Source organism: Vibrio sp. 10N.261.52.A1 (assembly GCF_002876325.1).
Lineage (GTDB): Bacteria > Pseudomonadota > Gammaproteobacteria > Enterobacterales > Vibrionaceae > Vibrio > Vibrio chagasii.
The window spans coordinates 1-26,214 of record NZ_MCYD01000567.1 but is presented as its reverse complement, the minus strand read 5'-3'; the positions used below and the strand labels follow the sequence as shown (position 1 = coordinate 26,214).

Genomic DNA, 26,214 nt, shown 5'->3' with positions numbered 1-26,214 from the left:
AAATATAATAGTTTTGATGGTATTAATATAAAGCGAAAGGTAGTCTCGCCGATCGTTAAAGAGGATAAGCGCCTCTGTTCTATGCCGATGCACTGGAACCACTTCCAGATTACCAATGAATCACAGCAAACACGCGTGATTACGCTTGCCCAACCTCTGCAAAACTTGATTGGTTCAACCTACCGAAAAGGTCGTGATGGGATTCAAGATTCGGCGTGTACCTTATCTCAAAACCCGATTGCTCAGCAGCATAAAGCGGTGGAGGTCAATGATGAAAGCCACAGTTTTACTGGTGTTCAGCTCACTAGTCAGTCCCCTTATCAAAGTGACATTGAGGGTGAGGTGGTGTTTGGTGTTCAAGCCGAAAACCGTTTGACTAAATCTGGCAAGGTATCGGTGTCTGTTAAGCCAACGCTTTATACTTCGAAAGTGGCTCAGCAAACCGAGTTCGCACTGAAAACAGGCCGTACTAATACAGAATTCCAAACAGGAATTTACACAGGGCGTGAAGCGTTGAGCGCACTGGTTGTGGTTCAGGTTGAGTTGGAGCCGGGCGAATCCGTTGACCTGCGTTTCGCACAGGTGATGGCACACAGCAAAGTTATGCTCAATGGCTGGCACTCAGACAAGGCTTACACGCAATTCTACCCACAAGCAAAGCCTGCCTTACCGATGTTAGAGGACGTTCTACCAAAGCTTGAGAGCATTGAGCAGCAGATCGTTGAGCAACAGACCGCTTTCCTAGAGCAAGCTCAAAGCAAAATATCACAGCCTGAATCGGCACTTCGCTATGCGACGATGGCTATGAACTCATTGTCTTTCCTTGCAGAATCAACGGTATGGGATAAAGAAGATAAGTTCCTAGTGAAAGAGTGTGTTGATTACCCATTCTTTAACTCTCTGGATGTGTATTTCTACGGCTCGTTTTCACTGCTTTACTTGTTGCCGGAGCTTGATGGCTGCGTGATGAAAGATTTCTCAAAAGCGATTTTGGCTGAAGACTTTACTCAGCGCCGCTACTGGGAATATGAAGCGACACCGAATGCTGAATTGATTGATGAAAAGTACCAAGGTGTGCGTGCTATTCGAGGTGCAGTCATCCACGATTTGGGTAGCCCGTTCGACATCCAGCCTGATGCGTATAGCTGGCATAATGTTAAGGAATGGAAGGACTTAGCACCGAAATACATTCTGATGGTGTACCGTCACTACCAAAACACACAAGATATGTCTGTGGTTAAAGAGTGCTGGCAGGCTGTGACTGAGAGTATCGATTTCTTATCGAACTTGATTGCTAAAGGTGACGATGTACCGCTAACCCGAGGTACAGACGACACCTTCGATAACCTTGCGTCTCACGGTATCTCTATTTACTGTGCGAGCCTTTGGGTTGCCGGCCTTCAAGCCGCGAGTGAGTTGGCACAATTGATGGGCGAACACGATCTAAGTGCGGGTTACCTAACACGTTCGAAAAAGGCATTAGCAACAGTTGAGCAGAGCTTGTGGGATGAGAAAGAGGGTTATTACCACTTCTTCGTGACGCCAGTCCAAGCCAAGCATCTAACGGGCGAAGGCTATCAAGCTCTGGAAACTCTCGGGCTGACTTTAACGGGTGATGCGATTGCCGATAAGAATATGCTTAACGACTATCTAAACCAAGCCGATACTTCAATAAACATCGGTAAGGTAGCTCAACGTGTTTCCAAGAAACGTTTGTTGAGTGAAACGGCACCTCAAGCTTTCACACAAGAATATCTAGATTTGGTACCCGATTCAGACAATAGCTTTGGTGATGCATTGCTTGCCGATAGCTATCTCAAACTGATTGGCCTAGAGGGTATTTTCCCACAACAGCGCATTCAGCGTGCATTGGACTATGTTTATAAACATAACTTCGAGATTAACAGCCCTAAACTTGGGGTAGCGAACATGACGCTCGCCGATGGTTCACCACATGAGGCTTTTCAGGCGCAAGACGTGTGGATCGGCGTGCAGTTTAGTGTCGCGACAGCGTTGAGTTTAGCGGGTAAGTCGCAGCAAGCGGAAACATTGATGGATACTGTGTATACCGCGCTGTATGACTATTCAAAAATTCCATTTGCCGCACCAGAAGGGTTCAACTGTTCTGTCTCATTTGATGAGAAAGATCTTTCAGATTCTTTTAAATTGTCACAAAGTGATGCGAAAAAGTGGATTAATGCACTTAAATTGCAAAACTGTGTTCTGTCTGACGGTCGAGTTAATCCTGAGCTGACTAAAGACAGTGATAAATTTGTTAGTATACTGAAAGGCGAAATCTCAGCGGAGCAAGCTATGGTTCTTCATAAATGGTTATTGAGCACTGGGTTGAAATACACCGCAGGTCGCTACTTCCGACCGGGGATGATTTTCGCCTACTTATATTAATTAAATAGTATGAGTTTCAACTTGAGTAATGTTGAGTTGAAACTGATGGGGAGCTCTAGGGCTCCCCAAATGTCACTGGATTAGGGTATCGAGATGCGCACTAAAACTAAAAAAACCACCGTATACGATTTAGCGAGGCTAGCTGGCGTTTCGCCGAGCACGGTTTCTCGTTTTCTTAATCGAACAACCTATGTGTCGGATGATAAAAGCCAGAACATCGAGCAGGCGATCAAAGACACCGGCTACAAGCCCAATTTTCAGATGCAGGAGAACATCAATCGCCGTTCATTAACGATAGGCGTATTGGTGCAACACCCTGATAGTCCTTATACCAGTCGTATCCTCAACGACATGGAGAAAACCCTGATAGCTCAAGGCTATTCGTTAGTGATAGCAACCGGACATTGGCAAAAAAAGCTCGAGATACACGCTTTAGAGTATCTGGCTAAGAGCAATGTCGATGGCATGATCATCGTGACAGGCAGCATTACCAAAGAAGACATCGCGAAGTATGCGCAAGACATTCCGGTGGTTGCGGTGGGCTATGACATGGTTGCAGATAATGTTCGCTCAATTAACATTGATAATGTGTTGGGTGGTTACATGGCAACCCTCCACTTGCTCCAACAGGGGCATGTGAATATTGCTCATATCAAAGGGCTTTCAAGCCAACCGGATGCGGGAAGTCGCTTTGAAGGTTACAAGAAAGCCCTTCAAGAGGCGGGCATTAAAGTGATGCCAAAACTCGTCAAACAGGGCGATTTCAGTAGCGAGTCTGGCTATGAGAAAACCGTTGAATTGATTGAATCTAAGGTTCACTTTTCCGCTCTGTTCGCAGCCAATGACCAAACCGCTTACGGGGCGATTAAGGCGCTACACGATCACGGTTATAAAGTGCCAGAAGATGTTTCTGTGATTGGCTTTGATGACTTGCCAACGTCGAAGTATTTCACGCCAGCATTGACGACTTTGAGACAGCCAATTGAAGAGATTGGTGAGGTGTGTGCTCAGTCTATTTTGAACTTACTTTCAGGTGAAAGACATGAAGCGCGACTACCACCGATTGATTTAATCGTCAGAGAGTCGACCAAGTCCCTGTACCGTTAATTTCAAGACAAGCATCAAGGTGGTACGCCCGTGATGATTCGTATTGATGTCAATGCGAACCATGGTGCAGGAATGCCGCTGAGTAAAGCTATCGATTTCACTGCCTATATTTGCGCGTTCACATTGTTCAATATGGGGCAGGTAAGCAAATACATTTCTGTCCCAAAGGGTGCCAGAGCAAGATTGAACCTAACTTTAAGTTGTACGATTGGACTTATTTTTTCTAAAGACAAATCTCTAGTCATGTGGTCAAGTCTGCTCATTCATTATACTTAGAAAGTGACCAACTTTGTTTTCTAGCGTTCAGCTTAGTATTTGAATCACTTATTCTTATGACAAAACTCTCACTATGTGGCCAGACTTTCTTATCCGCTACGTATCTCATAACTAAAACTGAGAGGTTAAGGAACTACCTCTGTGAGTACGCTTCCTGTCGAACCTGATGGAAAGTTGATTTCCATAAATTGAGAGATAGTTGGTGCTATATCATAAGGGGTGACTTCCCGGTGAACTTTAGCACCCTTGATATCCATTCCTGCAAAAAAGATAGGAACGAAAGTATCATAACGCCATGGAGACCCGTGAACTGAGGCTACTTTCAAACCATCAAAGTTGTTGATGTACACATTTGGGTTGTAAACCACATAGATATCTCCAGAGCGAGTGGGGTGATGGTTGTTCGCCACTAGTCGATTAATGCGCGTATCTGAAAGTTGACCTTTCATTATGTCTGTCGCTGTAATTGTTTGACTAATACCATCGATGTTTTCTAATGCGCGGGCGATAACAGTCTGAACCTCTGACACTTTATAGCCTTTTGATTCAATCAGTTCATGGTTCAGGTATAGATAGGGGTCTGCATATTGGCGAACAACATCCTCACCTAATCCAAAACGCTTCTCTACCACTTCAAAAACGCCTGACTGTTTCATTTTTTCAATGCCAAAATAGTCAGCTTTATTGCCACCTAACGCATTCACATAGCCAGGGACGTCAGGGGCTCCGTGATCCGCTGACAGCACGATAAGTGTGTTATCAAGCCCAACCGTTTTGTCCACATGAGCGAATAGATCCTCTAATGTGCGGTCAAGACGTATCAGGTTGTCTTCTGCCTCGATACTAGAAGGGCCATACATATGGATGACATAATCAGTCGCTGAGAAACTAACCGAAAGGTAATCGGGGTATTCACCTTGACCTAAACTTTCTGAGTCAATGACAGATTTGGCAAAATCTGCAACGATCTCATCGCCTGCTGGGCTTAAGCTCAATAGTGTAGTGAAGTATGGGTAGCTAGCAGGACCATAAGGGTGAGGGAAGCTACGACTAAAATTGGCTAAGTCAATTTTATATTCGACATCACCATCATCAGAAAATAGATACTTCTCTTGGGGTAGGGTTAGCGCCCAGCGCTTGTTGCTGTATTGCTTAGTAAAGTCTTTAGCATTCCATTCGTCTACCCAAGGAGGGTTGCTGTCGTAGTAGTAATCGCTAGTGACAAATGCGTTGGCAGATTTCGAAAACCAAAAAGCTTTACCTAATTCACCGCCTAAAGACACAGCCCCTCTGTCTTTAAAAGAGATAGAAAAGGCGCGAGACTTACCATGATAGGCTTTAACAATTTCGTCTCCAATTGTAGAAGTGTGGATATTTAGCGGTGAGCGACCATCACCTTGTGCTGCGCGTTGAGTAGAATCAATCTCTGTTGATTGATCGATATCAGCACCGCTTGCCAGCAAGTTATAGTTAGCATCCTCGATATTGTACACCACACGTTGTTGCGTGCGGTCGTACCAAACATTGCCGATCATGCCGTTTACTGCGGGAGGTGCACCTGTAGCAAGGGCTGCGTGTCCGACTATCGTTTCTGTGTTAGCATGTTGGTAGTGTGCATTGGTATAGTGCACGCCCTCATCTAACAGCAACCTAAAACCACCTTCACCAAAATTGTGTTTAAACCGATTGGGTAAGTCACCACGCAGTGCGTCTACAGTAATCTGTAGAATCAGTTTTGGTTGGGTTTCGTTTGCGATGACAGCACTTGAAGAAAGCAACAGACTGAGTGCTAGTGTATTAACGGCAAGGTTCTTCATATTGTTGATCCAGTTTTTGAAATGGTTACGCTTCAAAACGAGCTTTTCTACTCAGGTTCAGATTCGTCGCAGCCCGCAGCAATCGTCGTTGATCACTAAGAGCTTTCGTGAGAACTCGTATCATGACGAATGTAATCTTTAGCGAGATCTTCTGTTCGGGTACTGGTGATCCAACATTTTACTTCCTCGATTTTGCCATCATCTTCTCGTGTATACATATCAGACACAGAGAAAGGCGGAATCACGGCGATAGAATCGATTGCAACGGCTTGTTCCTTTTTATCGAACGCGACGCAACGAACTTTGACGGCTTCAGCGTGCGAGACTTTAATTCGCCAGTGAGTATCTGAGAGTGGTTGAATCTCATCGCCAGTAATAACGATAGGTTTGTTTGGCCGCTTTTCTTTTGTTTCTGACGTAGCGGTATCTTTTGCAAGTGCATTCGTACAAGTTAATGCGGTAAACAAAAATAGGATTTTGCTAAATTTCATATTAACAACCCTCTGTGGCTGACTGTTCAAGTAACTGGAACATTACATGGATCTTCGACAGAGATTAACTAGGACTTTCCCTAGTCCGAGTTTTACGAATTTACGCAGGATTGATCGGCTTTAATTGGTACTTCGCTAGCCATTCTTGTCTTACTTCTTTTGTTAACGCCCATACAACCATGCTGCGTTTTAAATGCCAGTGATCTTGTTTGTTGGTATGGACACCACCTTTCAGTGTCGGGTAATGGTTTAGATCATGGATGCCACGATAATCCAGCCAATGATAGAATGCTTGGCGAGAACGTTTCTTTGTACCAATAGCGACCCAAAAAATGGTTATTAAACGTTTAACAGCAGAAGAGTGAATGGCAGTGTTGCTCCGCACTTTTAACGCTTTCCATAAGTGATAAAACTGAAAACGCAAACGCCACAAGCCAGCCATAAGTAACAAGCCTATAAAGAGGTTTTTACGTTGTTCTACCAGCCACAGCTTTATATTTGAACTCCATTGCTCAATGCGCTGACCCCAAGGCAAAGGCGGTGCTGGGCTGACTATCACCGAAATGGCGGGCACGGACACTTCTTCCACTCGATTTTTCTCTGTGTTCCACCACTGAAATGCCATTTCTGGCAACGTATATTGCCCTTTGTGGATGAATCGATAGTGTACGTCAGTGCTGCGCGTACCGGCCATGTCCGCCCGGAATGATTGGGTAGACGTGCGGCTATTGCCAGTGCGAATTTCTACCCCTTCAATCTGGTTGATAAAGGGCAGTTCCGAAATGTATTGCCCAGGAAGATCCGCCACAGTCAGAGAGACAGAACGGGTCACTGCACCGCCTTCGGTGATCTCGACGTCACTGACAGATTGGTTCACGGTGACGTTAGGGGAGGCAATTTTACCTTTGGCGGCATCGGGAAGCGCGTTAACCGTCACCTTTAATGGTTGTGTGGGAATATTTATCACCTTGTCACCGCGGCCAAGAGTGATATTGACACTGGGTAAGGTAAACTCGCCAGATTTAGCGGGAAAAAGCTCTAACTTTAATGCTGCTTTTTCAACACGTTTTCCATTCTCTGTGGGTCTGGTGTACTGCCAAAACGTGGTGGTTTGCTCAAAAAACAAGTCTTTGGCTGAAATAGTGTCAACGTTAATGACATCAGTAATCGCGGTGTCACTCACCAGTTCTAGAAAGACGGTGTGGCGTTGTCTTTCCGTCAAGGTGTCACTGCCTAAAGCCCAACGTGCTTGATAGTGTTTGTTTAGCGCACTGGCTTGCTGCGAAGAGGCAAAAGGCAGTGGCTCATCTGTGGTGATGGAGGCTTGAACACTGACACTTGCGGTTAGGGCCATGAGTGATAGGGCACTTGCAATCACATACCCTTTATGAGCGATGAAGCGTTTATTGCGATAAAATGTGGCCATTACTTCATCTCCTGCTGAGTAGTGCCGTTGCCCAATGTTGGTTCGGCCATTTGTTGTAGCTGAATGGAAAACTTATTGCGAAGGAAGACTTCGGGATTTGACTTCACTTGTTCCAACCAAATTTTTGTTAAGTGCTCTTCCGCCATTAAGTCTGCACTGTTGATGACTTCGATTTTGTCTTCTGGCTCTTCAATGCCCATGTCTTCTTCGAGTGTAGCAATAACATCAGCCGTCATGTCTTCTCCTGCTGTGCCTTGTCCTTGTGCGCGATCGGCCATGAGGTCAAAGATCTCTTGCAGCAAAGCGAGATTGTGCAGAGCTTGTGGGTGATCTGGGTCTAATTCTAAGACTTGTTCGAACCAGCGCTCTGATGAACGAAAGCGGTCGATATGCAAATAGCTCAGAGCCACCTTGAAGCGCTTTTCGATAGAGTCTGGCTGATTGTTGAGCATAGTCAGCGCCCATTCCCACTGCTGATTGCGCATGAGGGATTCAATTTTCCAATCAGGATCGATGAAGGCTTGTGCAGCGCATGCATAATTGCCTTGATTATAAAACCATTGTCCTTGCTGGTCTGGCGTTAGGAAGAGCCTCATTGACAGTGAATCACACGTAGCGAGATCAGTCGACGCCTTTGCTAAAGCAGGGCTTGGTTGAAAGGCACTGAGTGCAACAATGCTTACCAATACGCTAGGAACCCAACGGATGCTCCATCCTCTGCGAAACCATAGCAAGCTGAACAAAAGCGCTGGGAAAACAAGATAGAACCCAGCTTCTTGCCATTGAATGTCTTCGTCCAAGGGATCGAAGTAGCTGAAGTTGTCGATCCAGCGGATAATGCTTTGCACGTCGCTGTTGTCGGGTGTGTTTTGTACCAAGCGAACACCGCTTGGCGAGTCAACGGTTTCGTTATAGCCAAACTTCCAAACGATCATTTGATCATGGTAATCACGGTGGTAAGTTTCGATCGCTTGAACCGCACTGTTATCAAGGCTGTCTGTCACGACGATGATACTGGCTGGAATCGCATTCTCGGTACTTTGTTGGCGCATTTGTTCAAAAACCGCAGATAGGTTTTTACCCTGTCTAGGTACCAGGTTTGTCGATAAAGAGGACAGGTATAGATCGAGCACGTCGCGGTCTTCCGTCGGTGGAATCAGCATATGAGCACTGCCCGCATAAACGTACGCACCAATGATACCGTCTGCTTTGTGTGTTAACAGATCTGCCAATTTAAGCTTGGCGTTTTCAAGGCGATTGGGTGCAATATCCGATTCACCCATCGAACGAGAGAGATCCACCACAAATAGAATAGGTGATTGATTTTTTGCATGGCTATCGGGCTCTGGTTGCCATGTTGGGCCAGACACAATGAGAATAATGAGACCAAGAAACAGAGGCAGCATGTGTTTGGGTGAGAACCAACGTGATTGGCTTTCACCGGTATTGAGGAAGGGCAGCAAGTGCGCTGCAATAGGAAGTTGTTCGCTGCTGTTTTCTGCTTTCTTTAGGATATAGACCAAAATGCCTAAAGGAATGGTAAGTAACAGTAGCCATGGGCGAATGAAATGAAATTCAGCCATTTTTGTCTCCTTTATTCGTATTACTTTGCCCGCGAAGTGCAGCAACAACTAATGTCAGTAGGTTGAGGAATAAACTGACAATAAGTGGCCAGTAATAGAGTTCGACTTTTGGTCGAATGGTGTAGCTATCAAAAAGGGTTTCTTCGAGCTCGTTCAGTGCTTTATACACTTGAACTAAATCTTGCCCATTGAGTGCTTCAAATACCTGACCGCCCGTGTAACTGGCAATACGCTCTAACATTTCTAAGTCGATGCTATCCTCGCCAACGTTCGTTGCGTCGCCAATGGCAATGGGGTAGATAGTAATGTCGTTTTCACCCGCAAAATGAGCGGCGTCAATGGGAGGGTAATTGCTGGTGGTATCACGCCCGTCCGTCATGAGGATCAAAACTTTGTTGGTACTGTCTGAATGTTCGAAGTGATTAACGGCCACACCAATCGCATCACCGAGGGCGGTTCCCGCGCCTGCCATTCGTACGTCCATTTCATTGAGTAGCTGAGCAATAATAGCGAAGTCATCAGTAAATGGGGCTTGCAAATAGGCATCGTCGCCAAAGGCAATAAGGCCGATTCTGTCGCCTTCACGTTGTGACAAGAATTCGTTCAGGAGCAGCTTTACGCCGTCTACGCGGCGAACGTTGATACCGTCTGCATCGACAAAATCACGAGCCTCCATTGAGCCAGACAGATCGACAGCAACCATCATTTCACGACCGCTTTTTTCTATTGAAACGGGCTCACCCAGCCAAACGGGTTTTGTCGCAGCGATAACTAGGCTTAGGTAGGTGACTGTAATAAGAATCCGTTGCCACCAAATCGGTGAAATGACGACTGCCCCAGTGGTTGGTTTAGAATCGGTGACTTCAATTAAACGCTCAAAGTGACTAAAGCGCAGCGCACTATGGCGAGTGAAGTGCTTTGGGCTGAAAAACATCACAATTGGAAGTAAGACCAGTAGCCCTAGCCAAGGATAAGTAAAGGTTAACATGTTAACTCCTTAAACCACTGGTATATGGCCTTCTGCGTGGCAGGATCGAGTGTAGGAGAGGGGTGATAACTGGTGCTCATTAGGTCCATGATTTGATCTGCGGTGAGACGACCATGACTGTTGTTTGCAATGAAGTCAGCAAAGTGTTGGCTATCCATTAAACCTACAGATTCGTTTGGCCAATGCTGATTCGCTAGACGCTTTATTAAGTCAGCAATCGCAGCGAGTTGATTATTGGCGTGATAATGTTGAAACAGTGCCCATGCTTGGCGCAAATAAGAACGCTTGAGGTACTGGTGGTAGCGATGCCCCCAGAAAAGAATGAACGCAGAGAAAAGGGCTAATCCAATCAACTGCCACGCGAGTGTTTGTGGGAGCCAAGATATTGCGGCAGGTGGATCAATCCATTCAGCTCGTTTTACTAGATGACTACCAAATTCGACAATTTGGCCTTGAGTAGAATTGCCCATAAAATGCCTATTGTTTGGTCAGTGAAAGTAATTGTGTCCAAGCATCGTGTTGCGTGGACATATCAAGTAATGCCAAGCGATGACGCATAAAGTGCTCAGAAAGAGATTGTTTTTGCTCTTGGACGTAGTGTTCATAACGCTCTCTGGTGGATTGATCACTCTTCTTCAGTTCGACTTGATAGCTATCATTACCTATGACTAGATTCTGATTAGGAAATTGTTCTTCGAGCGGATCGGTAATTCGGATACCCACTAGATTATTTTGACTAGCTAAGTTGTCGATCATCACGCTAGAATTTTGTTGGTCGTAGTCGCTGAAGTCACTAAAAATAAAACACTGGCTCTCTTTTAATCCAAGATCGACTAAGTGCTTTAATGCGCCCTCTAAATTGGGTGCTTTTTTAGACACTATCCAATTTGGGAGTTTGTTTGATTGCTCAATGATTGCAGATAAAAGAGCCATGAGCGCCTTTTCGCCACGTCGAAATGGTAACGTGACTATTTCACTATCGGTGAGAATGACTGCGCCTACGCGATCGCCATGATGACAAGCTGTGCCCGCGGCAATTGCGGCAGCTTCACAAGCAATGACAGACTTCATATGGCCATCGGACGCAAAAAACATACGAGTTCTAAGATCGATGAGCAGAGCGATGTTCTTATCGTTTTCTTCTGCGTAAACTCGTAAATAAGGTTGACCTGTTCGTTGCGTTACTTTCCAGTCAATACAACGAACATCATCACCCGCGTAGTAGTGACGGAGTTCGACAAAATCCAACCCTCTGCCACGTTGTTGACTGCGATGCTTACCAGTGAGAGGAGTCAACTTTTGATAAGGCGGTTGCCACGAGATCTTACGACCTAGTAACGTCAGCTCAGCAAGCCTTTCGGAAGTTGGATAGATACGAAGGTCGACGGTCATAAAGCCTCCCCACAATTAAGAAAATGCAACGCTATTCAGAAGTTTATCGATGACTTGTTCAGTATCTACCCCTTGATTTTGAGACGAAAAACTCAAAACTAGACGGTGGCGAAGTACTGAATGAGCTACCGCTCTTACGTTGTCTGGTGTCACGTAATCTTGGCCGTTTAACCATGCGTGAGCACGTGAACATTTGTCTAATGCGATGGTGGCACGAGGGCTAGCCCCTAACTCAATCCACTGACTAAGCTGTTCATCACATTTATCAGGGTAGCGAGTCGTATCGATAAGATCGACAATGTACTGGTCTACATGTTCCGCGACATGAATCTTGTCAATCTGAAGACGTGCCTCTAACACTTTTTCTATGGTCATGAGTTGTTTGCTATCGTCGGACTTTTGGTTCTCAATACGCAAGAGTTTGAGCATCTTTTTCTCAGCGTCTTTGCTTGGATAATCAATTAGGATCTGCATTAAGAAACGATCCATCTGTGCTTCAGGAAGTGGATAGGTACCTTCTTGTTCAACCGGGTTTTGTGTCGCGAGCACCATGAACAGTTCTGGTAATTTGTGTGTTTCCCCTGCGACAGAAACTTGTTTCTCTGCCATTGCTTCAAGCAGTGCTGATTGCACTTTAGCCGGAGCACGGTTGATTTCATCGGCCAGCAACAGATTAGTAAATACTGGGCCTTTTTTGAATGTCAGTGATTGTGTGTTGCTTTCATAGACTTCGCTCCCCGTGATGTCAGCAGGAAGCATATCCGGCGTGAATTGAATCCGATGGATCTGTGAATCCAGTTGCTTGGCCAAAACGGTAACACTGCGAGTTTTTGCTAGTCCTGGCAGACCCTGCAAGAGAACATGGCCATTCGCGAGTAGGGCAATAATTAGTTGCTCTACAGATTTTTCTTGCCCTAGTACTTGTTTGTTTATCTGTTTCTGAAGTTCGATAAAATCTTGCATTATATTGCCCATATCGTTGCTGGTTACTACCAATGATTTGAAGGTAGGATATGAAAACGTAGCGAACTTGATAACTAGGACTATTACTAAACAGAATTGAGTTTAGATACGTGGAATAAAGAAAAGGTGTGCAATGCACACCTTTTGAGTTTTTCATGATTGGTGAAGTTAATTACTTGGCTTCACGGTATGGTAGCGTAGACAGTACACGGTCTAGGTTGAATGCAGTTGGCTCCTGACGCAGTGGGAATTCATTAAACGTCTGTAGTAGGCCTGCCACTTCAACTTGGATTGGAACGAAATGGAACATACGTTCTGCATACCAACGTAGGTATAGACCTGAGTGTTCTGGCGCTTCTTCATATGGGTCTGCACGTAGGTCAACCAGTTCTGGCCAAGTCGAGGCTAGACGTGGAGCAAACCAGCTCTCTTCTGTTGGGTGGATAAATGTTGCTTTGATCTTACCCACTCGCACCGCTTCTAGGTTGCCGGTTTCAGCAAAGTAGAAAATCTCGTTACGTTCAGTGTCTTCGTTGTTGAACCACGCGTTAGTATGGTCGTAGCCATCAATGTAAACATCATGTTTTTTCTTAAATGACTCTTGAACATCTTTAACACCAGCAATGGTTGCTAGAGTCGTGAACAAGTCTTCGTGAGACTGGATACCGTTGTTACGAGAACCTTCTGGAATGTGACCAGGCCAGCTAACCATAAATGGCACACGTACACCACCTTCGGACGTTAGACCTTTCTCACCTTTGAATGGCGTGTTACCACCATCTGGCCAAGACATTTTCTCTGCACCGTTGTCGGTAGTAAAGATGATAACTGTGTTATCACGTTGTCCCGTTTCTTCTAGCTTATCTAGAATTTCACCAACGTAGTGGTCAAGTTCAGCCATACCATCTGCGTATAAACCATAGCCAGTTTTACCTTGCCATTCTTCGCTTAGGTGAGTCCAAACGTGCATGCGAGATGGGTTATACCACATGAAGAATGGGTCATCTGTCTTCGAGAAATCGTCTAGGTAATCTAGAGCCATGTCTGTTAGTTCACGGTCAATAGTTTCCATTCGCTTCTTAGTTAAAGGACCAGCAGATTCAGTAGGGCCATCGGCAGTACCCGTTACAATACCACGAGGACCGAAGCGCTCGAAAAACTCAGGATCCTGTGGGTAATCTGGATGTTCTGGCTCTTCTTCAGCGTTTAGGTGGTAAAGGTTGCCGTAGAAGAAGTCAAAACCGCGGCGGTGAGGCATCATGTGCTCACGGTCACCAAGGTGGTTTTTACCAAGTTGAACGTTGAAGTAACCTTGTTCTTTGAGAACTTCGGCAAGTGTTGGATCGTCTGGGTGGATACCAACTGGAGAACCAGGTAGGCCAACGTTTAGTAGACCTGTACGTACAGGAAGCTGACCGGTTAAGAAAGCAGCGCGACCAGCAGTAGAGCTTGGTTGACCATAGTGGTCAGTGAAAAGCATACCTTCATTCGCAATACGGTCGATGTTAGGCGTTTTGTAGCCCATCATACCTAGGTTGTAGGCAGAGGTGTTTGACCAACCTATGTCGTCCGCCATGATGACGAGTATGTTCGGTTTTTCAGAGGTGTTTTTTGCCATCGCCGGTGCCGCAGCAACGGTAGCTAAAGCAGCGGTGCTTAGCACGGTTTTCTTTAGTAAGCTTTTAGAAAGGGTTTTCATAAGATGCTCCTGAAATAAGACAAGCACAGTATGTTTTCTTTCCGAAATTAACTGAACTAGGAGAATTCCTAAACGAATTGAAGCTGAGCCACACACTCAAAAAACTACTAGGCATTTGGGGAATTGCTGTTTATGGTAATGACGTTCGTTAATGAAAAGGAATTTAAAAATGCTCTCTGATTCAATCACTTCAGCATTGATTTCTATGTCTAGCCGGCTATTAAATGCCCCGACAGCGCAAATGGAAGAAACCATCATGGAGGTGCTACATGAATGTCGAATTGCGTTAAAAGTCGACCGTATTTCATGCTTGCCTATTGAACAAACCAGAATACGTGACTGGCGATTTTATGAGGCTGCGGGAGAAGGCGTTCCCAGAGTCAAATCCGAGCTGCCTACATCGTTGATTTTAGAGTATCGTCGACATATCCAAGCCGGTGTTGTTGTATCAAGTGACGACTCGCCAGAACTTCTTGACCTCGCGAGCCGCTTACAGGATGAAAAGCCACTGCGTCATATATTGGTTCCCATAAGTGCAATGGGGAAACCATGGGGCTTATTGGCTTGTGCAAATTTCAATGATGTAGACAGTTATTCAGAAGAATTTATAAACGCGGCGACTGTTCTGGGCAATATGATTGCATCCAGTATAGAGCGTGTGCGTCATTATGAGCAGCTGGTAAAAAGTCGCAAAGACGTAGTAGAGAGAAACAAACGTATCATTGGTGAACGAGAAAGAGAACGACAGAACATTGCGCGTGATTTGCATGATGATTTCAGTCAACGTCTTGCTTCTTTGGGAATCGAGCTTAGCCTTGCGTCCAGCATTTGTGATGAAACCACAAGCCCTGCGCTAATGAAGTGCGCCAATGAACTCGCATCAATAACAAAAGATGTTCAACATTTGTCTCGTCATTTGCATCCTGTGGTCATTGAAAGAGTGGGCTTGAATGCTGCTATCCAATCTCATGCAGAACAAATTGCTGAACGCTCACGGTTATACTTAGCGATTGAGCTTGATGAAAACATCTCTTTTAATCATGATGTTTCATTGCATGTCTACCGCATTATCCAAGAGGCGTTGTCGAATATCGTGAAACATGCGAATGCTTCTGCGGTCACAATCAAGTTACAGCAATTGAGTAATGGTTGGATAGAATTATCTATTCGAGATGACGGTATCGGAATTGCTCAAGATCAAACATACACTCAATCACCTTCGCTAGGTCTTCAATCTATGATTGAACGCGGAGAACTGATTGGTGGTGAATTGGCCATTAAACGCAATGATCCAAAAGCAGGAACTACCGTTAAATTATCAATAAAGACAAGTGAGGCATAAATGGCAACCGTCGTAATTGCAGATGATCACCAGATAGTCAGTGAAGGTATTGCCCGCTTGGTGGAGTTAACCCATCAGGTTGTAGGGATTGGCGTTGATGCCACAGAGTTACTTCAGCTTGTTAAGCTGCATCGACCAGACTTAATTATTACCGATATTTCTATGCCAGGTATGCAGCTAAACACGACGCTTTCACTGCTTAAGCGGACTTCGCCAAACAGTAAACTGGTTTGCCTATCTATGCATGATGAACCAGAGATAGTTAAGGCTGCTTACCAATATGGTGCTGACGGGTATGTACTTAAACATCAAGCCGGTTTTGAGCTGGCAGCGACGATGGCAAATGTACTCGCCGGAGAACGCTATATACCAGGTGAGCTGAAAAGCATTATTGAGCAAAAGACAGATTTGACGGCCAGACAAGTTGATATTCTGAAATTATTAGCCCAAGGCTTTTCTGCGAAGAAAGTAGCTTTGGAGCTCAATATCTCTTCTAAAACGGTCGAATACCACAAGTATAAGATGATTGAACAACTTGAACTTGCTAGTGCGACCGAGCTTATTGCCTGGGCTCACAGCCGAAAGTTCATTTAACTTACCTTACGCCTCTCTAATTCATATCTCCTCTCGTTAGGAAATGTCCTAGTGGCCTAATTTAGGCCACCTAAGGATAATTATCCTAAATCCAACAGGAGCGCAGATATGACGATGACATCACCACACCCATTCCACCTTTTGGTTAAGCCTGTTGGCTCAAAGTGTAACTTAGATTGTCACTATTGTTACTACTTGAGAAAAGAAGAGCGTTATCAGCCAGGGGCAACGATGCAGATGTCAGAAGCTCTTCTGGAAACATACGTGCAGCAATACATCGCTGCTCAGCCAAAACACATCAAATTTGTAGATTTCAGTTGGCAAGGTGGGGAGCCTGCGCTGCGCGGTCTTGAATTTTACGAAAAAGCGGTAGCATTACAAAAAAAATATGCTCGTTCAGGTATGACGATCTCTAATACTTTCCAAAGTAATGGAACGTTGATCAATGAGAAATGGGCAAAATTCTTCAAAAAGAATAATTTCTTAATTGGATTGAGCATTGATGGTGACGAACTTAATCATGACTTAGGTCGACCTGATGTAAAAGGGAATGGCAGTTACTCACGAGTATTACGTGGTCTCGCCCTGCTGCAAAAACATAAAGTACAGTTCAACACCCTGACCGTTGTGCATAACGACAACGCGCACCTTGGGAAGCAAACTTATCAGACACTCAAAAAATTAGGCTCTAACGTCATTCAGTTCCAGCCTTGTGTTGAGCACTCACTTGATCGTCGTGGGGAAAAAGACTGGTCTTTGACTCCACATCAGTGGGGGCATTTTTTGTGTGATGTATTCGATGAGTGGCGAAAAGAAGACGTGGGAAAAGTACACATTCAGTTTTTCGAAAACACGCTCGGTGTTCTTGCTGGTCAACCAAGTCAAATGTGTTTCCATTCGGAAACTTGTGGTCAACAAATGATGCTAGAGCATGATGGCAGTATTTATTCTTGTGATCACTATAGTTATGAAAATCATAAGGTTGGCGATATCGAATCGGTAGATTTAGGCACTGTAGCGTCCTCTCCGAAGCAAGTTGAATTTGGTTTAAACAAGTGGAAGTCACTGCCTAAGCAGTGCCGAGAGTGTGATTTCAGACCGATGTGTAATGGCGGCTGTCCAAAAGAGCGCACTGCTTTTACTGCAGACCTTGAGCCGGGTTTAAATCATCTATGTTTTGGATATAAAAAATTCTTTGTGCACGCAATGCCATACTTTGCCGCCATGTTAGAGGCAATCAAGTTAGGACATCCAGCTGCAGTTTATCCAATGTTCGTAAAGCGGATTACAGCGTAATTTTGTGTAGGCGATAATTTTCAATCATTAAGGAACGAAGTAAATGAAAAACAAACTCACCACAGCAGCAGGTTGCCCTGTTGCACATAACCAAAATTCAATGACTGCGGGCAAACGTGGTCCAATGCTTTTGCAAGATGTCTGGTTTTTGGAAAAGCTTGCACATTTTGATCGCGAAGTGATCCCTGAGCGTCGAATGCATGCGAAAGGTTCTGGGGCTTATGGAAAATTCACAGTGACTAACGATATTACCAAGTACTCGAAGGCGGCAATCTTCTCTGAAGTTGGTAAAACAACCGAACTGTTTGCTCGGTTTACTACGGTTGCAGGTGAGAGAGGTGCCGCAGACGCTGAACGTGATATTCGTGGTTTCGCACTTAAGTTCTATACAGAAGAGGGGAACTGGGACTTAGTGGGTAACAACACGCCTGTATTCTTTTTACGAGATCCACTTAAGTTTCCGGACTTGAATCATGCGGTAAAGCGCGATCCGCGAACCAATCTTCGAAGTGCAGAAAACAACTGGGATTTTTGGACGTCACTTCCCGAAGCATTTCATCAAGTGACGATTGTGATGAGCGATCGCGGCCTCCCTGCTACTTACCGTCATATGAATGGTTACGGCAGCCACACCTTCAGTATGATTAATTCAGACAATGAACGTGTTTGGGTGAAGTTCCACTTCAAAACACAGCAGGGAATCAAGAACCTGACGGATCAAGAAGCAGAGAAACTGATTGGGCAAGACCGCGAAAGCCATCAACGTGATCTCTACGATAGCATCGAAAATGGAGTGTTCCCGAAATGGACGATGCAAATCCAGGTGATGACAGAGACTGAAGCGAACGATGTTGAGTTCAACCCATTTGATCTAACCAAAGTATGGCCTCATGCGCGTTTTCCGTTGATTGAAGTAGGGGAGTTTGAGCTCAACCGCAACCCAGAAAACTTCTTTGCGGAAGTTGAGCAATCAGCGTTTAACCCTGCCGCTATCGTACCCGGAATTGGATTCTCTCCAGACCGAATGCTACAAGGTCGCTTATTTGCTTACGGCGATGCGCAGCGCTATCGCTTAGGCGTTAATCATCATCAAATTCCAGTGAATGCACCACGTTGTCCGGTCCACAGTTATCATAGAGATGGGGCTATGCGTGTTGATGGCAATTTTGGTTCAACAAAAGGCTATGAGCCAAACCAGTACGGTGAGTGGGCACAGCAATCGGAATATGCTGAACCTGAATTAGAGCTAGATGGCGCAGCGAATCACTGGGATCATCGTGAAGACACCGACTACTTCACACAAGCAGGTAACCTGTTCCGTATTATGACGTCCAGTGAACAGAGAAGGTTATTTGAAAACACAGCACGTTCAATTGGTTCTGCCTCTAGGAAAGTGCAACTGAAACATGTTCAACATGCACTTCTCGCCGACCGTAATTACGCGCAAGGTTTAGCAGAATTACTTGGTATTGATATGGATGAACTGGAGGCAGAAAATGTCACAGATAAAAGCGTTGTGGAAGTTTGAGGGGTGTTTTTTTAGTTTTCCTCCAAAGTTAAACATTAGTTTTGCTCAGCCACAATATTTGTAAAAACTGTGGTTTAGAGAGATTTACTGCGCCTCAAAAAATGAGGCGCCGATGAAGGTATAAACGTATGTCAAATCATGAACAAATAAACGAAAGTAGGGATGAGTATAAGGAAATAAATAAAGGAAATAAAATCATCGCGTTCGCAATGTGGTTGATAAAAGCCATTGTGATATTGGCGGTATTAATTGGTAGTTCAATTGGTTTATCTAAGCTTGGTACTATTCATGGAAAAACACTTCCTGAAAGCTACTTTATTGATGGTTATCCCACTATTTTGAAGTTGCTTGATTCTGAAGTATTTATGGGATTTGTATTTTTTGTAACCGTCGCCATTATTGTGTATGTCCTTTATCTGCTTTGGGAATTACATGAAATTGCAGTACATAAGTCCGCGAAAATGTCGAGTGCTCATACACAAATTGTATTTGCTCTTTCACTGTGTGGTCTGTTTATCGATAAAACGTGGTGGGTTTTAGCTATCATTATTGCTTTTGCGCGTTGGGATGTATTAGCCGAAGCGATTTCGTCCATAATTCGAAATGGTCGTACTGTGATCTCTACGAATAAGGAGCAATAAGATGAAAGAAATAATGCTTCCATATATTCTAGTTTGCTGGATTTTAGTTAAATTAGGTGTCGTTAAATGGACGCTGCGTAACGCTACAATCATTGTTGCGATAGGTTTGACGCTCGCGTTTGCTTTGTTTACTGCACACCGATTTTGGTCTCCTGCGGACCTTACCGATAGTACGACAGTGAAAGCACCACATGCCGTTTTAAGTCCATTAATTGGACAAGAAGTTGAACAAGTATTCGTAAATCACAATCAGGTAGTCAAAAAAGGCGATTTAATATACACCCTGCGTTCGGTTGACACTGAATCTCAAATGATAGGATTAGATGCAGAAAAGAAAGCGGCAAAAGCTGAAATACTCGCACTCACCCATCAGATTGCTAACGATGAAAAGAACCTTGATCGTTTAACCCAACTTGGTGACTTTTCACAAGAATCAGAACGAGATAACCTACGAACACGCATCGACACTACTAACGCTCAAATTGCATCAGCCAATGCGAAAATTTTGAGCATTGAGGCTCAGATTGCAACAGCAGAATGGCAAAATGAGCGAAGAGAAGTTCGTGCTCCTTTTGATGGGCAACTTTCAATCTCAAACATTGTTGATGGTACGCGTGTAGGTAACATGCACTTATACAACACGAATAAGAAATTTGTAGAAATGCGTATTGCCGACCAAACCTATCGCGGACTCAAAGTCGGTCAATTCGCAGAGTTTTATGTGAATGCATACCCTGGTGAGGTATTCCGTGGCCGTGTACATAGTTTAACCACTGGTACGGGGGAAGCACGTGTTTCTGTCATGAATGGTTCTCAACATGTGCGCCAACACGTTGGGAATAATATGAACAATCATGGTCGAACAATTGTGATTGAGTTTGATGAACCTGAAGGATACAACATTCCAATTGGGGCTACCGGTTCAGGATGGGTTTCAGCAACAAAACCTCATCCAATGCTTGGTTTCATGGATATTATCGGTGCAGCAACTGTTAGGCTTAAATCTTACAAAGCTTATTTATCAGCACTTTAACATTATAAATCTTCAATAGATGAAGGAGTTTAGCCAATCTGTTGTAGGTTGGCTAAACTTAGCAGCTTGAATAGTCATGTAACATTCTCTAGTCATCTTTTACGTTGTATTGGGTGCTTAACATACACCGTTAAACGTTTAGTGGATAAGAAAATTTGGCCACTAGATCAGAGGTCTTGCTATACTTTAAGTAATGCGTTAAGCGCCAATTTAGCGACCCGTATAACTTAGTTTTGTCCAAAACCTTCACAGGTTGAATTTTTACACGTGGCACTTTTCTAGCTCGAAAATGCCCCAAAGTGTGTTTAGAACTTATGAATCTAGCATGAGAACTATTGTGGCAACAACTTGTTCGCAAATTGTCTAACACTTATTCGTGCATCAGGCTGGAACATATTTTGCCGATCCATTCATGCTATACAGAAAAATCTGTATTTAGTGATGTATGGACAGAACTTTAGAACATAAATCATTGTTAGTTATAGTAAAAAAAATGTATCGTTTACGTCAGAAAAGATGTTAGACAGAATTATTTTTTCTAATATAGCTGTTATGCACTATGGGAATATATCCAATCATACGCAGTTTTCCTGAATTATTTAATGAGAGAATAATGATTAAGTACAATTGGGTTTGTAACCAATGTTCAAATGTTAACCAAGCAGGTACTGACATATGCACAAATTGCGGATGCTCCGCATATGCAACACCTGATGAGATTGATGCACGAAAAGATCCTAGTGGATACGAACTTAGAAGCTTTAGAGCGTTGCTAGATAAGAAGATTATTGCATTTTGTTATACTCCAGCGTTTATCGTTGTCTTTGCATTCAATGGTAATCTATTAGCTTTAATGCTCGTTGCATTATCTATAGCAAGTTTAGTTATTACTGAGTTTGACTTTGTAAAGTTTATTTTCAAGGATAAATGGGCGAAGAAGAGTATTGCGGGATACAGTGTCTCTATGCTGTTGCTTTTTTTAGTTAGAGTAACCGCGACCAATGAAGTAATTGTAAATACCGTTATTGCATTAATATTAGTTTATCTATTAGCTATGTCTTACTACTTATTTAAGAGTCAAGCCAGTGAGAAATTCTTAAGTAGATATCACAAACACCATAAAGAAAATGTTAATTAAAACAAATGCATATAGTGTTGTCATATCAAGTTAATTCGCTTCGTTCAACAAACTGCTTAAGACGGATTATCAACGCTGGGCGATTTTAGTTCTAGTCTGGTACAGTGCTTACGGTGGTTAGTTTAAGTATCGTGGTTGCGTTGCTAGCCACTTAGCAGGGCGTTAGTTTTCTTTTGGTATCAGGGGGAATATGTTTAAATTCGTAAGGTTGATAGTGCTATCAAATTTATTAGCACTGCTAATTGTGGTTACTTTCGAGTATTTCACGGGCTATTTGAAACTATCATTTTCTAGCGATTATGCGTTCTATTCAATGCTAATCCTTCTTGCTCTGGGTTCACTTTTGTCGTTTTCCGGTCATAAGGTCGGATATAGTGACCCTAGTAACATGGCTGGCGTTTCTGCTAGTTCGCTAATTGAAAACGAGTCTGCTAAATCAACCATTGTGACAAAATTAGAGAGTACGTCTGTTGGGCACAGTTTATTGATCGCTAGTTTGTTCCCACTACTTTATTGCCTGCTATCGTAGTCATCACCTAACAAATTGTTCAACTGGATTCCAAAACGCTCGGCACTTTTGTAATGGTCGGCTTTTGTGGTTAAGGTTGTCATATTTAGTTTTGTGGTCAGCGTTTTCTCACCAATTAACAAGGCGTTATATCTTACAGAGGGAGTGACATGGAAAGTACTTGCATAGCATGTAAAAACAGTATCAAGGAATCGGCTTTTCGCTACAAGCATTGTAATGCATATCAGTTGAAGTCCCCTATCGTTCAACCGCTACTGTTTTCACTTGGGGTTCTATCTTTAGTTCTACCTCTGCTAGTAATCGCGTTCGATATAATTCAAGAATTGAGAGCGCCAAAGTTAGATATAGAGGTCTTAAGTGCAAATGGAAAACGAAAAGAAATAGTCATAGCGGTAAAGAATGATTCTCGAAAAGACGCGATTGTGTACTATGCGCAATACGAAGTTACGGGCAATACTTACCCAGTGGCTAATCTAGACCCAGTGGTTATTAAAGCGAATAGCATTACTACCATTCCTCTCCATTTCAATAGTAGCATCGGCAATGCGTTAAACTTTTCTTCTTTTAGAAGTATAGATGACGAATACTTTAGACCTAATATTAAAGACAAGGTTTGGGGAGACAATGAAACTTGTACATTGTATGTAGTGGTTCGTGAGGATAGAAGAGTAGCAAAAAAAGTAAGCTTTCAGTGCGTCAAGTAACATATGGAAAACGCCTTTCAGAGGAACTCAAAAAAGACATTACGAGTATTCTAGAAAGAAGAGCATAAGGAAAGTGGGCTAATCAGGCCGCTTCTTTTTTATAGCTGCAACCATCTCAATATTACTCCTTTTTATTCGCGAATTCGGATATCCGTTACAATTTTGCTTCGGCAACCTCACTTTTACGAGTTTATTATACGAGTTGTATTGAAAATCGTAGAGTTACTCGTTTTTTTCTTCTTCAAAATGCCGTTGATTTTTAAGAATTAGCACTAGAATCTGGATTGAGATTTCTTCCAAAAAAGTGTCAACATTACTTTGTCAATAAAATCTCTCGTTAGCCCTTTAAATCCGTGCACTCTAGGTGAACTGAAAGTGTCACCTAGAGTGCATGAGGGTGGGGGGGGGGCGGGAGTTTATGCTTGTGATGCGACCAGAGCCCCACCATCTCAAATTCTTGGACCCAAATTCTTCAATGTTTTTGGTTTGCATAGACGTTCTAGTGATTATTCGGATTCCGAATCCATGATTTTTGGCCAGCGAAGCCGAGTATTATGTTTTAAAAAGTGGGTGTGCGGATCTGTGAATGCCTATAGGCCTTTTAAGTTCTTAATACTGGATGAGTAGGCTTACTTGCTAATGGCTAGTTCAGGCGTGTTATGTCGTTAAATGAGAGTTGAAAGATTAGGCTGGAAGATGGTGTTAAGAATGAACGAAAGGCTAGAAGTGTTTTCTTGATCGCCCCTTAGTGTTGTTTGATTAGCCTGGAGTGTATTACGTGGTGGTAAAGCCCAATCCAATATACATGAATGTAAGTAGGCGGCTCTCTGCGCTAGCTAGTTATGCCAAAGGAGTAGTTCTTATTCTTGATTGCTCTATTCGTTTAGAAGTGCGTACAAAGCCATATAAGTAATTCTAGACGCTAGTCGGTTTTGTTTTTTGTTTGATTCGTGTGTTGAACCTAGCGAAAAAGCGGTCTAGTCTTACTGTTAGAAAAACTACTGTATAAGTCCACCTTTCGTCCACCCTTAATCCACCCAAGCAAGAGCGGGATAAAGTGGGGAAGAGGAAAGTTGATTGTTTTCAGTGTATTGCGAGAGATTTACGACGTTTTTGAGGGCTCAAAAACGGTGAAACCCCGATGTTGGTAGCATCGGGGTTTCGAATTTTTAGATTTCTCGATTGGTAAGGTCGATTATCTTTTCTATGCAGAAGGCTGGATTAATCCAATCTTATTCCTTGGTAAGGAATTAGATGCGGATGAAGTCCATGTGCTCAACTTTTGGCTTGTAAGCGTGACGTTGAACGTCTTGTGGCTTAACCTTAACTTCAGCGCCGTCAACCACTAGAGTGATTGCTTCGTAGAACTCAGGCTTGTCCATTTGGTTGATCACTTCGTCGTGATTAAGTTCGATAGATACAGCTGCTGCTTCACCACCGTAGATTACAGCTGGGAATTTACCAGCGTGACGTAGGCGGCGGCTCGCACCTTTACCTAGTTCAGTACGTACTACTGCTTCAAATTTCATAGTTTTACTCTCAAATTAGTAAAAATTAACTTCACACCTCAATGCGACCTTGAGTATGTGGTAATGCTTAGGCAGAAACGAGTTCATGCTTAAGCGAGCGCGGATACTAACATCACATTTGAATATGAGCAAGTAAGAAGCCTATCACAAAGTGAATTTCCTTCGATATTTGGCTCGTTTGTAGATAAAACGCTCGCTAACCCTATTTTATCGCTTTCTTTGCACTTCTGTCTTGTTCTTTTGCCCTGTTTATATCGTCGCGAAATCATCAAGTTAATGAACGGAAAATGAATGTTCGCCTAAGGCTTGGTTAATGCTTGGTTAGGTAACCTTAGTGTTAATTAATCAGCAGAATGAATAGGTGAAAACATGGAACCGGTAAGTATTGTCGTTATTACGTTAAATGAAGAGAAACGCATTAGTCGCTTAATGGAAGAGTTGAGCGTGCAAACCCATCAAGAGTTCGAAGTGATCGTGGTCGACTCAAACAGTGAAGATAACACCCGAGAAGTCGCACAAGCCTATGAAAGTGCATTGCCAAAACTGACAGTCCACCATATGCAAGAACGCGGTGTTAGCCTTGGTCGAAACACCGGGGCTGCTTTGGCGCAATACAACAGAATCCTTTTCTTGGATGCCGACGTAAGCCTGCCTCGTAACTTCCTTGCGAAGGCGCTTTATGAGTTAGAAGAGAACAAGCTTGAAGTTGCTGGCGTATACATGAGTTCAAAAGGGCTACCACTGGTTCATAAATTCGGTTATGGGCTGTTTAATGCGGGCTTGTTTGCGACTCAGTTCTTTTTCCCTACAGCGATTGGCGCGTGTATTTTTTCAACCAAACGAGCGCATGAAGAGAGCGGCGGTTTTGATGAAGAGATTGTCCTTTGTGAGGACTGTGATTACGTAAAACGTGCGAGCAAAACATGGCGATTTAGATTCCTAAATATGACCTTCGGTTTTGACCCTCGTCGATTAGATCAAGATGGTGTTGTGAAGACGGGTTCAACTTACCTTAAAGCCAATATAAGACGCTTCTTTAAAGGCGAAATGCGTAACAACGAAATGAACTACAAGTTTGGTCACTACAAAGAGCAGTAAGCATTGAGGTTGTTATGTTTGATGGACTAGGGCTGTTTCTGGGAGCATTAGGTGATGCTCTCATTGGCCCAAACCTATTTGTACCGGGAGAGCCGTTTTTTATCGCTGCGGGCTTTCAACTGTATTCAGGTGCATGGATGGCGTTGGTGTTTGTAATGTTAGGTGGTTTCGTTGGGGATCAACTGAGTTACTTCATTGGCTTAAAGTGGGGCAGAACAGCCCAAAAGAAGCTTATTCAATTCCGACCAAAAACCAGAAGAGTGATCGCACGGTGTCGTTATCTCATTGTGAAAAAGGGCACATTCATCATAGTCGCGGCACGCCTTTTGGGTCCTATTGCTTGGGTTGTTCCTGTTATTGCAGGTTCTCATCGCGTTAAGTGGCACAGTTTTACGCTGTTGTCTTCGATAGGCTTATTGCTTGGCGGTGGTCAATTCATTGCTTGGGGTATGTTGTTGGCACATGGTGTCGAACAGTTTCCTTTATTGGGTGCGGTTAAGGTTTTCCTAAGCGAGCACCAAAGCTTACTGATTGGCTTAGTTGCAGTGACCATTTTTGTTGTTGTGGGCAACAAACTTAAATGGCGTAAGTTGACCTTAAAAACCAGCGCGTTTTTAGTGGCTTGGCTGTGTTA

At 43.7% G+C, this 26,214-nt stretch carries 23 protein-coding genes; 13 read left to right on the top strand and 10 right to left on the bottom strand.

Annotation, left to right across the window (positions count from 1 at the left end):
• Positions 1 to 2,406 (top strand): GH116 family glycosyl hydrolase (locus BCT81_RS09095; RefSeq protein ID WP_102423924.1); only part of this gene is annotated, 2,406 nt, incomplete at its 5' end.
• A gap of 93 nt (positions 2,407 to 2,499) precedes the next feature.
• Positions 2,500 to 3,513: a substrate-binding domain-containing protein gene (locus tag BCT81_RS09090; RefSeq protein ID WP_102423923.1), complete on the top strand. Its 1,014-nt coding sequence runs from the start codon at positions 2,500 to 2,502 to the stop codon at positions 3,511 to 3,513.
• A 401-nt stretch (positions 3,514 to 3,914) separates the two neighbouring features.
• Here the strand turns inward: BCT81_RS09090 and BCT81_RS09080 are convergent, their stop codons facing one another.
• The 9 genes from BCT81_RS09080 to BCT81_RS09040 form a co-directional block, all read right to left on the bottom strand.
• Positions 3,915 to 5,606, bottom strand: coding sequence for an alkaline phosphatase family protein (locus BCT81_RS09080; protein ID WP_102423921.1), 1,692 nt, complete (start codon positions 5,604 to 5,606; stop codon positions 3,915 to 3,917).
• A 95-nt stretch (positions 5,607 to 5,701) separates the two neighbouring features.
• On the bottom strand, positions 5,702 to 6,097 hold the full coding sequence (locus BCT81_RS09075; RefSeq protein WP_102423920.1) for a hypothetical protein: 396 nt from the start codon (positions 6,095 to 6,097) through the stop codon (positions 5,702 to 5,704).
• Between the two features lie 100 nt (positions 6,098 to 6,197).
• On the bottom strand, positions 6,198 to 7,523 hold the full coding sequence (locus BCT81_RS09070) for a BatD family protein (protein ID WP_102423919.1): 1,326 nt from the start codon (positions 7,521 to 7,523) through the stop codon (positions 6,198 to 6,200).
• Complete coding sequence (locus tag BCT81_RS09065; RefSeq protein WP_102423918.1) at positions 7,523 to 9,106, bottom strand: VWA domain-containing protein; 1,584 nt, start codon at positions 9,104 to 9,106, stop codon at positions 7,523 to 7,525. The genes BCT81_RS09070 and BCT81_RS09065 overlap by 1 nt, the downstream gene beginning before the upstream one ends.
• Positions 9,099 to 10,094, bottom strand: coding sequence for a VWA domain-containing protein (locus tag BCT81_RS09060; protein WP_102423917.1), 996 nt, complete (start codon positions 10,092 to 10,094; stop codon positions 9,099 to 9,101). The genes BCT81_RS09065 and BCT81_RS09060 overlap by 8 nt, the downstream gene beginning before the upstream one ends.
• Complete coding sequence (locus BCT81_RS09055) at positions 10,088 to 10,564, bottom strand: DUF4381 domain-containing protein (protein WP_102423916.1); 477 nt, start codon at positions 10,562 to 10,564, stop codon at positions 10,088 to 10,090. The genes BCT81_RS09060 and BCT81_RS09055 overlap by 7 nt, the downstream gene beginning before the upstream one ends.
• A gap of 7 nt (positions 10,565 to 10,571) precedes the next feature.
• A complete protein-coding gene (locus BCT81_RS09050; protein WP_102423915.1) occupies positions 10,572 to 11,486 on the bottom strand; it encodes a DUF58 domain-containing protein in 915 nt (304 codons plus the stop codon).
• A 15-nt stretch (positions 11,487 to 11,501) separates the two neighbouring features.
• On the bottom strand, positions 11,502 to 12,449 hold the full coding sequence (locus tag BCT81_RS09045) for a MoxR family ATPase (RefSeq protein WP_198596865.1): 948 nt from the start codon (positions 12,447 to 12,449) through the stop codon (positions 11,502 to 11,504).
• Between the two features lie 172 nt (positions 12,450 to 12,621).
• Positions 12,622 to 14,148: an arylsulfatase gene (locus BCT81_RS09040; RefSeq protein WP_102423913.1), complete on the bottom strand. Its 1,527-nt coding sequence runs from the start codon at positions 14,146 to 14,148 to the stop codon at positions 12,622 to 12,624.
• Positions 14,149 to 14,317: 169 nt separating this feature from the next.
• Between BCT81_RS09040 and BCT81_RS09035 the strand changes: the two genes are divergently transcribed.
• The 9 genes from BCT81_RS09035 to BCT81_RS08995 all read left to right on the top strand — a co-directional run bounded on the left by BCT81_RS09035 (position 14,318) and on the right by BCT81_RS08995 (position 22,953).
• A complete protein-coding gene (locus tag BCT81_RS09035) occupies positions 14,318 to 15,490 on the top strand; it encodes a GAF domain-containing sensor histidine kinase (protein ID WP_198596864.1) in 1,173 nt (390 codons plus the stop codon).
• Entirely contained in the window at positions 15,491 to 16,084 is a 594-nt protein-coding gene (locus BCT81_RS09030; RefSeq protein ID WP_102423911.1) for a response regulator transcription factor, read from the top strand. It begins immediately after the preceding gene.
• 108 nt (positions 16,085 to 16,192) lie between these two features.
• Positions 16,193 to 17,380, top strand: a complete 1,188-nt coding sequence (locus tag BCT81_RS09025; RefSeq protein ID WP_102423910.1) for an anaerobic sulfatase maturase — start codon at positions 16,193 to 16,195, stop codon at positions 17,378 to 17,380.
• 43 nt (positions 17,381 to 17,423) lie between these two features.
• Complete coding sequence (locus tag BCT81_RS09020; protein ID WP_102423909.1) at positions 17,424 to 18,908, top strand: catalase; 1,485 nt, start codon at positions 17,424 to 17,426, stop codon at positions 18,906 to 18,908.
• Positions 18,909 to 19,036: 128 nt separating this feature from the next.
• Complete coding sequence (locus tag BCT81_RS09015) at positions 19,037 to 19,549, top strand: magnesium transporter (protein ID WP_102423908.1); 513 nt, start codon at positions 19,037 to 19,039, stop codon at positions 19,547 to 19,549.
• Between the two features lies 1 nt (position 19,550).
• On the top strand, positions 19,551 to 20,582 hold the full coding sequence (locus tag BCT81_RS09010) for an efflux RND transporter periplasmic adaptor subunit (protein WP_102423907.1): 1,032 nt from the start codon (positions 19,551 to 19,553) through the stop codon (positions 20,580 to 20,582).
• A 613-nt stretch (positions 20,583 to 21,195) separates the two neighbouring features.
• A complete protein-coding gene (locus BCT81_RS09005; RefSeq protein ID WP_102423906.1) occupies positions 21,196 to 21,720 on the top strand; it encodes a hypothetical protein in 525 nt (174 codons plus the stop codon).
• 190 nt (positions 21,721 to 21,910) lie between these two features.
• Positions 21,911 to 22,249 (top strand): hypothetical protein, encoded by a 339-nt coding sequence (locus BCT81_RS29725; protein WP_102423905.1) that lies wholly within the window; start codon positions 21,911 to 21,913, stop codon positions 22,247 to 22,249.
• A gap of 149 nt (positions 22,250 to 22,398) precedes the next feature.
• Positions 22,399 to 22,953: a hypothetical protein gene (locus tag BCT81_RS08995; RefSeq protein WP_102423904.1), complete on the top strand. Its 555-nt coding sequence runs from the start codon at positions 22,399 to 22,401 to the stop codon at positions 22,951 to 22,953.
• A gap of 1,250 nt (positions 22,954 to 24,203) precedes the next feature.
• Here the strand turns inward: BCT81_RS08995 and rplY are convergent.
• The gene (rplY, locus tag BCT81_RS08990) at positions 24,204 to 24,482 is read right to left on the bottom strand and encodes a 50S ribosomal protein L25 (RefSeq protein ID WP_102423903.1); all 279 of its coding nucleotides are present in this window, start codon (positions 24,480 to 24,482) and stop codon (positions 24,204 to 24,206) included.
• Positions 24,483 to 24,851: 369 nt separating this feature from the next.
• Between rplY and BCT81_RS08985 the strand changes: the two genes are divergently transcribed.
• A complete protein-coding gene (locus BCT81_RS08985) occupies positions 24,852 to 25,580 on the top strand; it encodes a glycosyltransferase (RefSeq protein WP_102423902.1) in 729 nt (242 codons plus the stop codon).
• 14 nt (positions 25,581 to 25,594) lie between these two features.
• A partial coding sequence (locus tag BCT81_RS08980; protein WP_198596863.1) for a VTT domain-containing protein occupies positions 25,595 to 26,214 on the top strand: 620 nt, incomplete at its 3' end.

Excerpts from the sequence above, each read along its gene's own strand:
- BCT81_RS09090 (WP_102423923.1), top strand. The coding sequence starts at position 2,500 with ATGCGCACTAAAACTAAAAAAACCACCGTATACGATTTAGCGAGGCTA.
- BCT81_RS09080 (WP_102423921.1), bottom strand. The coding sequence starts at position 5,606 with ATGAAGAACCTTGCCGTTAATACACTAGCACTCAGTCTGTTGCTTTCT.
- BCT81_RS09075 (WP_102423920.1), bottom strand. The coding sequence starts at position 6,097 with ATGAAATTTAGCAAAATCCTATTTTTGTTTACCGCATTAACTTGTACG.
- BCT81_RS09070 (WP_102423919.1), bottom strand. The coding sequence starts at position 7,523 with ATGGCCACATTTTATCGCAATAAACGCTTCATCGCTCATAAAGGGTAT.
- BCT81_RS09065 (WP_102423918.1), bottom strand. The coding sequence starts at position 9,106 with ATGGCTGAATTTCATTTCATTCGCCCATGGCTACTGTTACTTACCATT.
- BCT81_RS09060 (WP_102423917.1), bottom strand. The coding sequence starts at position 10,094 with ATGTTAACCTTTACTTATCCTTGGCTAGGGCTACTGGTCTTACTTCCA.
- BCT81_RS09055 (WP_102423916.1), bottom strand. The coding sequence starts at position 10,564 with ATGGGCAATTCTACTCAAGGCCAAATTGTCGAATTTGGTAGTCATCTA.
- BCT81_RS09050 (WP_102423915.1), bottom strand. The coding sequence starts at position 11,486 with ATGACCGTCGACCTTCGTATCTATCCAACTTCCGAAAGGCTTGCTGAG.
- BCT81_RS09045 (WP_198596865.1), bottom strand. The coding sequence starts at position 12,449 with ATGCAAGATTTTATCGAACTTCAGAAACAGATAAACAAACAAGTACTA.
- BCT81_RS09040 (WP_102423913.1), bottom strand. The coding sequence starts at position 14,148 with ATGAAAACCCTTTCTAAAAGCTTACTAAAGAAAACCGTGCTAAGCACC.
- BCT81_RS09035 (WP_198596864.1), top strand. The coding sequence starts at position 14,318 with ATGCTCTCTGATTCAATCACTTCAGCATTGATTTCTATGTCTAGCCGG.
- BCT81_RS09030 (WP_102423911.1), top strand. The coding sequence starts at position 15,491 with ATGGCAACCGTCGTAATTGCAGATGATCACCAGATAGTCAGTGAAGGT.
- BCT81_RS09025 (WP_102423910.1), top strand. The coding sequence starts at position 16,193 with ATGACGATGACATCACCACACCCATTCCACCTTTTGGTTAAGCCTGTT.
- BCT81_RS09020 (WP_102423909.1), top strand. The coding sequence starts at position 17,424 with ATGAAAAACAAACTCACCACAGCAGCAGGTTGCCCTGTTGCACATAAC.
- BCT81_RS09015 (WP_102423908.1), top strand. The coding sequence starts at position 19,037 with ATGTCAAATCATGAACAAATAAACGAAAGTAGGGATGAGTATAAGGAA.
- BCT81_RS09010 (WP_102423907.1), top strand. The coding sequence starts at position 19,551 with ATGAAAGAAATAATGCTTCCATATATTCTAGTTTGCTGGATTTTAGTT.
- BCT81_RS09005 (WP_102423906.1), top strand. The coding sequence starts at position 21,196 with ATGATTAAGTACAATTGGGTTTGTAACCAATGTTCAAATGTTAACCAA.
- BCT81_RS29725 (WP_102423905.1), top strand. The coding sequence starts at position 21,911 with ATGTTTAAATTCGTAAGGTTGATAGTGCTATCAAATTTATTAGCACTG.
- BCT81_RS08995 (WP_102423904.1), top strand. The coding sequence starts at position 22,399 with ATGGAAAGTACTTGCATAGCATGTAAAAACAGTATCAAGGAATCGGCT.
- rplY (WP_102423903.1), bottom strand. The coding sequence starts at position 24,482 with ATGAAATTTGAAGCAGTAGTACGTACTGAACTAGGTAAAGGTGCGAGC.
- BCT81_RS08985 (WP_102423902.1), top strand. The coding sequence starts at position 24,852 with ATGGAACCGGTAAGTATTGTCGTTATTACGTTAAATGAAGAGAAACGC.